Origin of the sequence: Azospirillum sp. TSO22-1 (assembly GCF_003116015.1) — a bacterium.
Classification (GTDB): Bacteria; Pseudomonadota; Alphaproteobacteria; order Azospirillales; family Azospirillaceae; genus Azospirillum.
Window position 1 is genome coordinate 1 of the sequence record NZ_LGQZ01000029.1, and the last position, 12,213, is coordinate 12,213.

At 72.1% G+C, this 12,213-nt stretch carries 13 protein-coding genes; 9 read left to right on the plus strand and 4 right to left on the minus strand.

The window, feature by feature from the left end:
* Positions 1-179 precede the first annotated feature (179 nt).
* Positions 180-1,376, minus strand: coding sequence for a penicillin-binding protein activator (locus tag TSO221_RS09050; protein WP_109118163.1), 1,197 nt, complete (start codon positions 1,374-1,376; stop codon positions 180-182).
* A gap of 98 nt (positions 1,377-1,474) precedes the next feature.
* On the opposite strand from TSO221_RS09050, the gene rsmI reads away from it, so the two are divergent.
* The 5 genes from rsmI (at position 1,475) to TSO221_RS09075 (ending at position 5,398) form a co-directional block, all read left to right on the plus strand.
* Entirely contained in the window at positions 1,475-2,302 is an 828-nt protein-coding gene (gene rsmI, locus TSO221_RS09055; protein ID WP_199229422.1) for a 16S rRNA (cytidine(1402)-2'-O)-methyltransferase, read from the plus strand.
* Entirely contained in the window at positions 2,299-2,667 is a 369-nt protein-coding gene (locus tag TSO221_RS09060) for a YraN family protein (RefSeq protein ID WP_109118165.1), read from the plus strand. Before rsmI ends, TSO221_RS09060 begins: the two co-directional genes overlap by 4 nt.
* A gap of 39 nt (positions 2,668-2,706) precedes the next feature.
* Positions 2,707-3,540, plus strand: coding sequence for a transglutaminase-like domain-containing protein (locus tag TSO221_RS09065; protein WP_109118166.1), 834 nt, complete (start codon positions 2,707-2,709; stop codon positions 3,538-3,540).
* A 22-nt stretch (positions 3,541-3,562) separates the two neighbouring features.
* Positions 3,563-4,516, plus strand: a complete 954-nt coding sequence (gene gshB, locus TSO221_RS09070) for a glutathione synthase (protein WP_109118167.1) — start codon at positions 3,563-3,565, stop codon at positions 4,514-4,516.
* Positions 4,517-4,660: 144 nt separating this feature from the next.
* Complete coding sequence (locus TSO221_RS09075; protein WP_158284032.1) at positions 4,661-5,398, plus strand: substrate-binding domain-containing protein; 738 nt, start codon at positions 4,661-4,663, stop codon at positions 5,396-5,398.
* 1 nt (position 5,399) lies between these two features.
* Here the strand turns inward: TSO221_RS09075 and TSO221_RS09080 are convergent, their stop codons facing one another.
* Complete coding sequence (locus TSO221_RS09080; protein WP_199229419.1) at positions 5,400-5,672, minus strand: PepSY domain-containing protein; 273 nt, start codon at positions 5,670-5,672, stop codon at positions 5,400-5,402.
* Between the two features lie 105 nt (positions 5,673-5,777).
* Here TSO221_RS09080 and TSO221_RS09085 point away from each other — a divergent pair, with 105 nt between their 5' ends.
* The 3 genes from TSO221_RS09085 to TSO221_RS09095 are packed head-to-tail and all read left to right on the plus strand — an operon-like array spanning position 5,778 to position 8,123.
* Entirely contained in the window at positions 5,778-6,110 is a 333-nt protein-coding gene (locus tag TSO221_RS09085; RefSeq protein ID WP_109118170.1) for a PepSY domain-containing protein, read from the plus strand.
* 1 nt (position 6,111) lies between these two features.
* Positions 6,112-6,771 (plus strand): response regulator transcription factor, encoded by a 660-nt coding sequence (locus TSO221_RS09090; protein ID WP_109118171.1) that lies wholly within the window; start codon positions 6,112-6,114, stop codon positions 6,769-6,771.
* Positions 6,771-8,123 (plus strand): sensor histidine kinase, encoded by a 1,353-nt coding sequence (locus TSO221_RS09095; protein WP_109118172.1) that lies wholly within the window; start codon positions 6,771-6,773, stop codon positions 8,121-8,123. The genes TSO221_RS09090 and TSO221_RS09095 overlap by 1 nt, the downstream gene beginning before the upstream one ends.
* Positions 8,124-8,125: 2 nt before the next feature.
* Here TSO221_RS09095 and TSO221_RS09100 read toward each other — a convergent pair whose 3' ends face one another.
* Together TSO221_RS09100 and TSO221_RS09105 are read right to left on the minus strand one after the other, a co-directional pair.
* Positions 8,126-8,776, minus strand: coding sequence for a hypothetical protein (locus tag TSO221_RS09100; RefSeq protein WP_109118173.1), 651 nt, complete (start codon positions 8,774-8,776; stop codon positions 8,126-8,128).
* A 105-nt stretch (positions 8,777-8,881) separates the two neighbouring features.
* Entirely contained in the window at positions 8,882-9,391 is a 510-nt protein-coding gene (locus tag TSO221_RS09105) for a hypothetical protein (RefSeq protein ID WP_109118174.1), read from the minus strand.
* 142 nt (positions 9,392-9,533) lie between these two features.
* On the opposite strand from TSO221_RS09105, the gene mutS reads away from it, so the two are divergent.
* On the plus strand, positions 9,534-12,209 hold the full coding sequence (gene mutS / locus TSO221_RS09110; protein WP_109118175.1) for a DNA mismatch repair protein MutS: 2,676 nt from the start codon (positions 9,534-9,536) through the stop codon (positions 12,207-12,209).
* Positions 12,210-12,213 lie beyond the last annotated feature (4 nt).

A 12,213-nucleotide genomic window follows, 5' to 3' on the forward strand; every position in this document is an offset into this window, starting at 1 on the left:
CGGTGCCGCAGGCAACGGGCGCCGAAGGCGATCGTAGGCGGAGCGCGGTCGCCCGACTTGCGGGCGACCGGTGGAGGGGCCCACACGTAGCGTGGGAGGGTGAGGGTGCCTACAAGGATCCTCGCACGACCCTCACTCGGCGCTTCGCGCCACCCTCTCCCGGGACGGGAGAGGGTCCGTTACTGACCCAGGACCTCCCAGGTCTGCGGCGCCGGATCGAGCACGCGCGCACCATCGGGCGTGATCTCCAGCACCGCCAGCCCGCGTTCCACCGCACCGTTCGGGCGCAGGCGGAACAGCCCGTCCACCCCGGCGAAGCCGTTCGGGTTGGTCAGGTTGGCGCGGTCGAACGGCGCCACCCCGCCCATGCGCGCCAGCGTGCCGGCCAGCGCCGTGGCGTCGTAGGCCAGCGTGGCGAGGCGCGGCGGCTTCTTGCCGTACAGCGCCTCGAAGCGCGTCTCGAAGTCGGTGCGCTGCTCGGGCGCCGGGGCGGCGTACCAGGCGCCGACCAGCGCCGGCTCGCGGCCCAAGCCCGGCTCGTCCCACAGCCCGGTGCCCAGCAGCTTCACCCGCCCCGGATCGACGCCGTTGGCGGCCAGCGCCGCGCCCAGCGCGCGCAGCTTCTCGCCGCCCTCGGCCAGCATCACCGCCTGCGGCGCCACCGGCGCCTGCGCCACCTGCCGCGCCGGAACGGCCGGGTCGGCCAGCGCCGGCTCGTAGCGCTCGACCTGCGCGACCTGCCCGCCGAAGCGCTGCGCCGCCGTCTGCAGCGCGCCGACCACCGCGTCGCCGTACGGGCTGCGCGGCGCCAGCGCCACGAAGCGCGTCACCCCGCGCGACCGGGCGAAGCCGGTGACCCGCTGCACCTGGTCGAGCGGCACGAAGCCCATGACCCAGGTGCCGTTGCCGGCCAGCGTCGCGTCGGTGGTGAAGGCCACCACGTCGACTCCGGCGCCGGCGGCGACCGGCTTCACCGCCTGCACCTCCTGGCCGAACAGCGGGCCGACGATCAGTCGCGCCCCCTCGGCCAATGCCTGCCGCGCCGCCTCGGCCGCGCCCTGCGGCGTGCCCTTGGTGTCGCGCGGCAGCAGCTGGAAGGTCTCGCCCGCCACGTCGAACAGCGCCAGCTGCGCGGCGTCCAGCATCGGCTGGCCGATGCCGGCGCTGGGGCCGGTCAGCGGCAACAGCAGCGCCACCTTTTGTACCTGCGGCGCCATAGGCTGAACGGCGGAGGGGGGTTGCGGCGCTTGTACCACCGGGGGCGGGGCCGCTACATTCGGCGCGCAGGCGGCCAGAGCAAGAACCGCCGTCACCCCCAGGCCGCGGGCAAGCCGCGACCGCAGAGCGCGCGAGAAAGGTGTCGCCAGTCGTGCCACCGAAGGTCTCCAATCCTGATCCCGGCTCCCAGGGCCACGGTGCCCAAAGCCAGGGTGAAGGTAGCGGCAGCGGCCGTGCAAGTAAACCGACCGCCGGGCTGTATGTCGTCGCCACGCCCATCGGCAACGCGGCCGACATCACCCTGCGCGCGCTCGACACGCTGAAGCGCGCCGACGCCATCGCCTGCGAGGACACCCGCGTCACCTCCAAGCTGATGGGCATCCACGGGGTGGCGACGCCGCTCGTCTCCTACCATGAACACAACGCGGCGAAGATGCGCCCGGTCCTGATCGGCCGCATGCAGGCCGGCGAAACCATCGCGCTGGTCTCCGACGCCGGCACGCCGCTGGTCTCGGACCCTGGCTACAAGCTGGTGCGCGCCTGCGTCGAGGCCGGGGTGCCGGTCACCGCCCTGCCCGGCCCGTCGGCGGCGCTGGCCGGGCTGGTGCTGTCCGGGCTGCCCAGCGACCGCTTCCTGTTCGCCGGCTTCCTGCCCAACAAGAGCGCGGCGCGCCGCACCAGCCTGGGCGAGCTGACCGCCGTGCCGGCGACGCTGGTCTTCTACGAGTCGCCACAGCGCCTGGCCGAATCCCTGGCCGACATGGCCGCCGTGCTCGGCCCGCGCGAGGCCGCCGTGGCGCGCGAGCTGACCAAGCTGTACGAGGAGGTGCGGCGCGGCCCGCTGCCCGACCTCGCCGCGCACTACGATTCCGCCGGCCCGCCCAAGGGCGAGGTGGTGGTGGTGGTCGCCCCGCCGGGGGCCGAGGCAGAGGCGCAGGCGGTGGACGTCGACTCCGCGCTGCGCGACGCGCTGTCCCGCCTGTCGGTGCGCGACGCGGCGGCCGAGGTGGCGCTGATGACCGGCCGGCCGAAGCGGGACGTCTACGCCCGTGCGCTGGAACTGTCGCGGGAGGACGGGCGATGACCGTGACCGACGAGCGCCGCCGCAGGAGCGAGAGCTTCGGCCGCTTCGCCGAGGCGCTGTGCCGCGGCATCCTGCGCCTGAAGGGCTACCGGATCCTGGCGACCCGGCTGAAGACGCCGCTGGGCGAGATCGACATCGTGGCCAGGCGCGGCGACACGCTGGCGGTGATCGAGGTGAAGGCCCGGCGCGACTGGCAGAGCGCCAGCGAGGCGCTGGGCGCCCGGCAGCTCGGCCGGCTCTCGAGGGCGGCGCACGTCTTCCTGGGTGCCAACCCGCAATACGCCGGGTTGACCTTGCGCTTCGACGTGATGCTGGTTACGCCTTATGCCTTGCCGCGCCACCTGATGGACGCCTGGCGGTTATAGGGTAGAGACCACCGGCAACGAAGCGTAAGGACCGGTCCGTTGAGCAGCCGCCTCGAAGCCCGCGAGATCCTGCGCCGCATCGGCGCCCAGAGCGACGGGGACATCGACCTCGCCGAAGGCGCCCTGGCGCTGGGCGCGCTCGACCGCCCCGACCAGCCGCTGGACCGTTACCGCCGCCATCTCGCGGCGCTCGCCCGCGACATGGCGGAGCGCTTCGACCCCGACGCCGACGGGCTGGAATCGCGCATCACGCTGCTGCACGAGGTGGTGATCGACCGCCACGGCTACAGCGGCGACGACCAGACCTACGACGATCTGCAGAACGCCAACCTGCTGCGCGTCATCGACCGCCGCAAGGGGCTGCCGGTGGCGCTCGGCATCCTGTACCTGCACGCTGCACGCTCCATGGGCTGGGACATAGTGGGGCTGAACTTTCCCGGCCATTTCCTGGTGCGCCTGGAGGTGGAGGGCGAGCGCGCCATCCTCGACCCGTTCAACGGCGGGCAGGTGCGCACCGTCGTCGACCTGCGCGAGCTGATCAAGGCCACCGCCGGCACCGCGGCGGAACTGGAGCCCGCCTACTACCAGGCGGTCGGCAACCGCGACATCCTGCTGCGCCTGCAGAACAACCTGAAGCTCCGCCACCTCTCGGCCAACGACGTGGCGCAGGCGCTCGAGGTGCTGGACGCCATGCGCCTGATGGCGCCGGAAGAGCCGGCCCTGTGGCGCGAGATCGGCCTGCTGGAAGCCCACCGCGGCAACCTGGACGAGGCCATCGCGGCGCTCGAGACCTTCATGCGCCTGGGCGGCAGCGACCACCAGCTGCACCAGGCCGCCATGCTGATCCAGCAGCTGAAGAACCGTCTGAACTGATCGAACTTCGGAGACACCCTCTATGAGCCTCGCCGTCGCGCTTCAGATGGATCCCATCGAGTCCATCAACATCGACACGGACTCCAGCTTCATGATGGCGCTGGAGGCGCAGCGGCGCGGCCACCGGCTGTTCCACTACCACCCGCGCGACCTGTCGCTGACCGGCAACACGCTGACCGCCCGCGTCCGCCCGCTGACGGTGGAGCGCAAGCGCGGCGCGCACTACACGCTGGGCGAGGCGGCGTTGACCGACCTGTCCACCCTGGACATCATCCTGATGCGCCAGGATCCGCCCTTCGACATGGCCTACATCACCGCCACCCACATGCTGGAGCACGTCCAGCCCAAGGTGCTGGTGCTGAACGATCCGGCCGAGGTGCGCAACGCGCCGGAGAAGCTGTTCGTCACCCGCTTCCCCGACTTGATGCCGCCCACCCTGATCACCAGCGACAAACAGGCGATCCTGGATTTCCGCGCGCAATACAAGGACATCATCGTCAAGCCGCTGTTCGGCAACGGCGGGGCCGGCGTCTTCCACCTGAAGCCGGACGACGAGAACCTCGGCTCGCTGCTGGAGCTGTTCACCCAGCTCTACCGCGAGCCGGTGATCGTGCAGAAGTACCTCCCCGAGATCCGCCAGGGCGACAAGCGCATCATCCTGATCGACGGCGAGCCGGCCGGCGCCGTCAGCCGCATGCCGCAGGAGGGCGAGGCGCGCGCCAACTTCCACGCCGGCGGCAGCGCCCGGAAGACCGAGCTGACCGCCCGCGAGCGGGAGATCTGCGCCGCCATCGGCCCGGTGCTGCGCGAGAAGGGGCTGGTCTTCGTCGGCATCGACGTGATCGGCGACTACATGACCGAAATCAACGTCACCTCCCCCACCGGCATCCAGGAGATCAACCGCCTGAACGGCACGCAGCTGGAAGTGACCCTGTGGGACGCCATCGAGCGTCGGTATCAGGCGGACAGGAAGTAAGTTCCCTCTCCCGCCCCGGGAGAGGGTGGGGCCCGCGCGTAGCGCGGGAGGGTGAGGGTGCCCACAAAGATCCTTGCAATGACCCTCACCCGGCGCCTGCGGCGCCACCCTCTCCCGGGACGGGAGAGGGTTTATGGAGGCACCATGAAGACGAAAGCCTTTGCGTTTCTTCTTGCCTTCCTCGCCACCCCCGCCCTGGCCGGCGAAGTCCAGGTGCTCAGCGCCGGCGCGGTCGAGCCCGGGCTCATGGCCGCGGCCGACGCCTACAAGCGGCAGACCGGCGACGCCGTGACGGTCCGCTTCGCCACGGCGCCCACGCTCCGCAGGAAGATCGCCGACGGCGAGGTCGCCGACGTGCTGCTCGCCCCGCCCGCGGTGCTCGACGAGGCGGCGGCAAAGCTCGCCCCGGACGCCCACGCCGAGGTCGGCAAGGTCGGCGTCGGCGTGGCGGTGCGCGACGGCGCGCCGAAGCCCGACGTCTCCAGCGCCGAGGCGCTGAAGGCCGGCGTGCGCGGCGCGGAGTCGCTGATCTTCAACCAGGCCTCCACCGGTGTCTACGTCGAGGGCCTGCTGCAGAAGCTCGGCCTGTGGGACGAGGCGAAGGGCAAGACCACCCGCTATCCCGACGGCGCCGCCGTCATGGAGCACCTGATCAGGGGCAAGGGCGCCGAGGTGGGCTTCGGCGCCATCACCGAGATCATGCTGTACCGCGGCAAGGGCCTGACCTTCGTCGGCCCGCTGCCGGCCGAGGTGCAGAACCACACCCGCTACGCCGCCGCAGCGCTGGCGGGCGCCCCCAACCCGGAGGGCGCCCGCGCCTTCGTCCGCTTCCTCGGCTCGCCGGAGGCCAAGGCGCTGCTGGTGGCCAACGGCGTCGAGTAGGCTACTTCCGCTCGGTCTTGACGATCTCGCCGGTGCGGCCGTCGACGTGGATCTTGACGCGGCGACCGTCGGCGTCGGTGGCCTTCACCTCGTAGCGGCCATCTTCCCGCTCGACCTCGGTGATGTCGCGGTAGCCCTGCGCCTCGACCTTGTCGAGGACGGCGCGGACCGACAGGATGTCGGCCGCCGCCGTCTGCGACGTTTGTTGCGCGTGGGCGGCGGCGGTGGCGAGGCCGGCGGCGAGAAGGGCGGCGGCGAGGAATCCGAAACGCATTGTCTGCTCCGTGGACATGGTGAATGGTGGAGGCACGATGCACTCCCGCCGCTGAACCGGGCCTGAAGCGGCCATTCAGCCGGCGTTCAGCTTCTCCGGAGCAGCATGCCGACCATGCGCATCCTCGCCCTCCTCGTCCTTGCCGGCGCCGTGCTCACGGCTCCCGTGCCGGTGCTCGCCGACCGCGATCACGATCACGCCCGCCGCGCGGTCGAGGAGGGCAAGGTGCTCCCCCTGCGCCGCATCCTCGACACGGTGGAAGCGCAGTTCGGCGGAAGCGTCCTGGAGGTCGAGCTGGACCGCGACGACGGGCAGTGGCTCTACGAGGTGAAGCTGCTGGCGCCGGACGGGCGCATCATCGAGGTGGAGCTGAACGCCGCCACGGCCGAGGTGCTGAAGGCGAAAGGGGCCGGCCTGGGCCGGCGGGGCAGGCACTGACATGCGCGTTCTGGTGGTCGAGGACGACACCGCGCTGGCGGAGCAGCTGGCGCACAGCCTGGAGGCGGCCGGCTACGCCGTGGACCGCGCCGACAACGGCGAGGATGCATTGCACCTCGGCGGCACTGAACCGTACGACGCGGTGGTGCTCGACCTCGGCCTGCCGGTGCTGGACGGGCTGACGGTGCTGAAGCGCTGGCGGGCCGACGGGGTGACCGTGCCGGTCCTGGTGCTCACCGCCCGCAACAGCTGGACCGAGCGCGTAGAGGGCATCGACGCCGGCGCCGACGACTACCTGGGCAAGCCCTTCCACATGGAGGAGGTGGTCGCCCGCATCCGCGGCCTGATCCGCCGGGCCAGCGGCCAGCCGTCGCCGGAGTTGACGCACGGCCCGGTGCGGCTCGACACGCGCACCGGCCGGGTGACGCTGAACGGCGTGCCGGTCAAGCTGACGGCGCACGAGTTCCGGGTGTTGTCCTACCTCATGCACCACCCCGGGAGAATCGTTTCGAAAGCGGAACTTACTGAGCACATCTACGCCCAGGATTTCGACCGCGACAGCAACACCATCGAGGTGTTCGTCGGCCGCCTGCGCCGCAAGCTGGGCGACGGCGTCGTCGAGACCGTGCGCGGCGCCGGCTACCGCCTGGACGGGACCTGATGCGGCCTCCGCTGTTGCATCTGGCCATGCCGCGCTCGCTGCGCGCCCGTCTGCTGATCGGGGCGGGGCTGTGGCTGGCGGTCGCCATGGCGGGCTCCTGGCTGGCGCTGACCGCGCTGTTCCGCGACCACCTGCAGCAGCAGGTCGAGGCGACGCTGGCCACCCACCTCGACCAGCTGCTCGCCAACCTGGACTTCCCGGCCGATGGCCCGCCGACCGTCCGCCCGCTGAGCGACCCGCGCTTCGCCAAGCCGTTCTCCGGCCTGTACTGGCAGATCGACCGGCCGGACGAGCCGCTGCGCTCGCGCTCGCTGTGGGACGTGGCGCTGCCGCTGCCGCAGGACCACCCGGGCAGCGGTGAACTGCACCGGCACGAGATCCTCGGCCCGCGCGACCGGCCGCTGCTGGTGGTCGAGCGCATCGTCCAGCCGCCGTCCGGCGATCCCCTGCGCGTCGCGGTCGCCGCCGACCGCGCCGAACTCGACCGGCCGGCCGAACAGTTCGGCCACGCGCTCGCCGCCTCGCTGGCGATGGTCGCGGCGGGCATCCTGGCGGCGGCGCTGGCCCAGGTGACGCTGGGCCTGCGCCCGCTCGGCCGGCTCGGCGCCGCGCTGGCGCGGATGCGCCGGGGGGCCGCTCAGCGCATCGAGGGAACCTGGCCGACCGAGGTGCAGCCTCTGGTGGGCGACTTCAACGCCGTGCTGGACCACGACGCCGCCGTGGTGGCCCGCGCCCGCACCCAGGCCGGCAACCTCGCCCACGCGCTGAAGACGCCGCTGAGCGTGCTGCGCAACCGCATGCAGGCGGCCGACCCGGCCCTGCGAAGCGCGGTGCTGGAAGACATCGAGACGATGCGCCGTCACGTCGACCACCATCTGGCGCGCGCGCGCGCCGCCGCCCGCACGGTGGGCGGCAGCCGCACCCCGGTACGCGCCCGCCTGTCCTCCCTGGCCCGCGTCGCGACGCTGGCCCATCCGGACCGCGCGGTGTCGGTGACGGTGCAGGCCGACGACGCGCTGCTCGCCCCGGTCGAGGTGCAGGATTTCGACGAGATCGCTGGCAACCTGCTGGACAACGCGGTGAAATGGGCCGGCGGCGCCATCCGCGCGGCAGCGGAGAGTCGCGACGGCGGTTTCGTGCTGACCATCGAGGACGATGGCCCCGGCCTGCCCGTCGCCGCCCGCGACCGCGTCTTTGCCCGCGGCGAGCGGCTGGACGAGCAGACCCCCGGCTCCGGCCTCGGCCTCGCCATCGTGCGCGACGTGGTGGAGTTGTACGGCGGCGGCGTGGCGCTGGATGCCGGCGCGCTGGGCGGGTTGCGGGTGACGGTGCGCCTGCCGGACGCGGCCTAGGTTCAGGTCGCCGGGACCGGCGTCGGTTCAACCGGCAGCGGCACCGGCGCGAAGGGGTCCGGGACGGTGGCCGCCGCCGGAGCCGCCGGCGCGGGTTCCGGAGCCGGCGCGGGCGGCGGAAGCTCCTCCTTCACCACCGGCTTCTCCTCGGCCTTCGGCTTCTCCACCGCCTTGGCGGGCGCCGGCTCGGCCGGCGTGGAGTAGTCGGCGACGATGCGCGCCTGGCTGCCGCCGATCACCAGCACCTTCTGGCCCAGCGGGATCGGCTTCTCCTCGCGCTGGGTGACCGACACCAGCTCGTCGTTCGGCTTGCGGACGATGTACTCCCAGCCCGTGGTGTCGCCGGTGACGTGCTCCACCGCCGTGCCGATCAGGCTGCCGACCGCCGTGCCGCCGACCGCGCCCAGCGCCGCGTTGATGCCGAAGCTGCCGCTCTGCGAGCCCAGCACGCCGCCGGCGGCGCCGCCGGTGACCGCGCCGACCGTGCCGCTGGCGCTGATCGCCACCTGCCGGAAGCCGACGACGACGCCGGCCTCGACCTTGTTGGCCTGCTGCACGGAGCCGGCAGCGTAGGTGTTCGGCGAGTAATTGGGGGTGCAGGCCGCCACGCCGGCAAGTCCGGCGACCAGCAGACCGATGGTGACGGTTCGCATCACGAGCGCTCATCCGCTGTTCGGGTCGGGCGCTCGATAACGGATTCGCCGGCCGGAGTCACCCGACATTTTAGGGAGTCGGGTGAGCCCGGCCGGTATGGCTGCCTATTCCTCGCGCGTGACGAGATGCACGTTCTTGCCGCCTTCGCGCATCAGCACGGCGGTGGCGTCCAGCTCGGCGTTGGGATTGTCGACGCGGACCCAGAGGATGACGCCGCCGGCCTCCAGCGCGCGGGCGAACTCGTCGGTCTCCGGGTGGCTGGTCAGCTCGTCCAGGTAGTCCTTGATGGCGATGCCGCTGAGGCCCGCCGCCACCAGCGCCGCCACACTGGCGGTGATCGGGCCGCCGACGATGGCGATCAGGCCCGCGGTGGTCAGCGGGAAGGCGTACTTCAGCTCGCCCACCAAGCCGGTCAGCGCCTCGTCGCGCGGGGTGGACGGGCGCCTCTCGGCCGCCTCCAGGGACGTGTGGCTGGCCAGCACGCTGAGGTCCTCGCGCGCGAAGCCGGCCGCCAGCAGGGAGGCCACGGCGCGGTCGAAGGCCTCCCGTGTCTCGAACAGGGCCACCACCTCGCGGACTTCGCCCGGGTTTGCGGTATCGGACGCTTGCGCCACGGCCTTCTCCTCACGACGTTACGGTGGCCCACTCTAGCCCTCCGCGGGGGCGGTGCGCCAGAGCGCTCGCCGTGTTATAGGGTCACGCCCCCGCCCCATCCCCTACAACCGGTTTCGACCCGTGTCCGACCTCACCGTTTCCATGCCCGCCTCCGCCGTCCCCGCCGACTCCACGCCGATGATGGCGCAGTACCTGGAGATCAAGCAGGCGCACCCCGACTGCCTGCTGTTCTACCGGATGGGCGACTTCTACGAGATGTTCTTCGACGACGCGGTGAAGGCCGCGCAGGCACTGGACATCGCGCTGACCAAGCGCGGCCAGCACCTGGGCGAGGACATCCCGATGTGCGGCGTGCCGGTGCACAGCCACGAGAACTACCTGCAGCGCCTGATCCGCCAGGGTTTCCGCGTCGCCATCTGCGAGCAGATGGAGGATCCGGCGGAGGCCAAGAAGCGCGGCTCCAAGTCGGTGGTGAAGCGCGGCGTCATCCGCATCGTCACGCCGGGCACGCTGACCGAGGACACGCTGCTCGACGCGCGTTCCTCCAACTGGCTGGCGGCGGTGGCCGAGGTGGCGGGGTCCATCGGGCTGGCGTGGCTGGAGCTGTCGACCGGCGAGGTGGTGGTGCAGCCGGTGGACCGCGCGGCGCTCGGCGCCGCGCTCGGCCGCCTCGACCCGCAGGAGGTGCTGGTCCCCGAGCGCCTGTGCCAGGACCCCGACCTGTTCGAGCTGTGGGGCGAGTGGAGGGACCGCCTGACCGTCCAGCCCAACCCGCGCTTCGATTCCGAGAACGGCAAACAGCGCCTGCTGAATCTCTACGGCGTTGGCACGCTGGACGCCTTCGGCGGCTTCACGCGGTCGGAGGTGGCGGCGGCCGGCGCGCTGGTCGGCTATGTCGAGCTGACGCAGAAGGGCCGCATGCCACGGCTCTCGCCGCCGCGTCGCGTCGGCCCCGGCGCCGTCATGGAGATCGACGCCGCCACCCGCCGCAACCTGGAGCTGACCCGCACCCTGACCGGCGAGCGGCGCGGCAGCCTGCTCGCCACCATCGACCGCACGGTGACCGGGGCGGGGGCGCGCATGCTGGCGATCCACATGTCCGCCCCGCTGACCGACCCGGTGGCGATCGCCAAGCGCCTGGACATGGTCGAGTTCGCGCTGGCCGAGGACCGCCTGCGCGCCGACGCCCGCGAGGTGCTGAAGCGCTGCCCGGACCTGGAGCGCGCGCTGTCGCGCCTGTCGCTGGGCCGCGGCGGCCCGCGCGACCTCGCCTGCGTGCGCGACGGCCTGCGCGCTGCCGCCGAGGTGAAGGCGCTGCTGCACGGCCCCTTCCCGCTGCTGCCCGACGGCCTCGGCGCTATCGTGCGGAACCTCGGCGAGCACTTCGAGCTGGTGGACCGGCTGGCCCAGGCGCTGGCGCCGGATCTGCCGCTGCTGGCACGCGACGGCGGCTTCATCGCGCCGGGCTATTCCTACACGCTGGACGAGCTGGTCACGCTGCGCGACGAGAGCCGCCGGCTGATCGCCGGGTTGCAGGCCAAGTACGCCGATCTGGCCGGCGTGCCGGCGCTGAAGGTCAAGCACAACAACGTGCTCGGCTACCACATCGAGGTGACGGCGACGCACGCCGACAAGCTGCTGTCGGGCAAGAACCGCGAGCTGTTCATGCACCGCCAGACCATGGCGAACGCCGTGCGCTTCGGCACGGTCGAGCTGTCGGACCTGGAGCGCCGCATCTCCGAGGCCGCCGACAAGGCGCTGGCCGTGGAAATGGGCCTGTTCGAGGAGCTGGTCGCCCTGGTCACCGACCAGGCCGACCGCATCGTGCACGCCGCCCGCGCCCTCGCCGCGCTGGACGTCGCACTGTCGCTGGCCGAGCTGGCGGCCGAGCGGCGCTACAGCCGCCCGGTGGTGGACTCGAGCCTCGCCTTCTCCATCAAGGGCGGCCGGCACCCGGTGGTGGAGGCGGTGCTGGACAACCAGAACGCCGGCCCGTTCGTCGCCAACGACTGCGATCTGGCGCCGGAGAACCGGCTGTGGCTGCTGACCGGCCCGAACATGGCCGGTAAATCGACCTTCCTGCGCCAGAACGCGCTGATCGCCGTGCTGGCGCAGATGGGCAGCTTCGTGCCGGCGGAGAGCGCGCACATCGGCGTGGTCGACCGGCTGTTCAGCCGCGTCGGTGCGGCCGACGACCTCGCCCGCGGCCGCTCCACCTTCATGGTCGAGATGGTGGAGACCGCCGCCATCCTGAACCAGGCCGGCGAACGCGCCCTGGTCATCCTCGACGAGATCGGCCGCGGCACCGCGACCTTCGACGGCCTGTCCATCGCCTGGGCCTGCGTGGAGAACCTGCACGACGTGAACCGCTGCCGCGCGCTGTTCGCCACGCACTACCACGAGCTGACCATGCTGGCCTCGAAGCTGCCGGCGCTCAACTGCCACACCATGCGCATCAAGGAGTGGCAAGGCGACGTGGTCTTCCTGCACGAGGTGACCTCCGGCGCGGCCGACCGCAGCTACGGCATCCACGTCGCCAAGCTGGCCGGCCTGCCCGCCGCGGTGGTCGGCCGCGCCGAGGAGGTGCTGCAGATCCTCGAATCCGGCGAGCAGAACGCCGCCATCCACCGCCTCGCCGAGGACCTGCCGCTGTTCAGCGCCGCCATGAAGCGCCCGGCCCCGGCCGCTCCAGCCGCCACAGCGGCACCGCAGCCCTCCGCGGTGGAGGAGGCGCTGAAGGCCGTCAACCCCGACGATCTGACGCCGCGTCAGGCGCTGGAGGAGCTGTACCGGCTGCGTGGGTTGCTGAGGGGGTAACGAT

Bases quoted from the DNA above. Each gene is read 5' to 3' on its own strand.
- TSO221_RS09090 (WP_109118171.1), top strand. From the start codon at position 6,112: ATGCGCGTTCTGGTGGTCGAGGACGACACCGCGCTGGCGGAGCAGCTG.
- TSO221_RS09095 (WP_109118172.1), top strand. From the start codon at position 6,771: ATGCGGCCTCCGCTGTTGCATCTGGCCATGCCGCGCTCGCTGCGCGCC.
- TSO221_RS09075 (WP_158284032.1), top strand. From the start codon at position 4,661: ATGAAGACGAAAGCCTTTGCGTTTCTTCTTGCCTTCCTCGCCACCCCC.
- mutS (WP_109118175.1), top strand. From the start codon at position 9,534: ATGCCCGCCTCCGCCGTCCCCGCCGACTCCACGCCGATGATGGCGCAG.
- TSO221_RS09060 (WP_109118165.1), top strand. From the start codon at position 2,299: ATGACCGTGACCGACGAGCGCCGCCGCAGGAGCGAGAGCTTCGGCCGC.
- TSO221_RS09080 (WP_199229419.1), bottom strand. From the start codon at position 5,672: ATGCGTTTCGGATTCCTCGCCGCCGCCCTTCTCGCCGCCGGCCTCGCC.
- TSO221_RS09085 (WP_109118170.1), top strand. From the start codon at position 5,778: ATGCCGACCATGCGCATCCTCGCCCTCCTCGTCCTTGCCGGCGCCGTG.
- gshB (WP_109118167.1), top strand. From the start codon at position 3,563: ATGAGCCTCGCCGTCGCGCTTCAGATGGATCCCATCGAGTCCATCAAC.
- TSO221_RS09100 (WP_109118173.1), bottom strand. From the start codon at position 8,776: ATGCGAACCGTCACCATCGGTCTGCTGGTCGCCGGACTTGCCGGCGTG.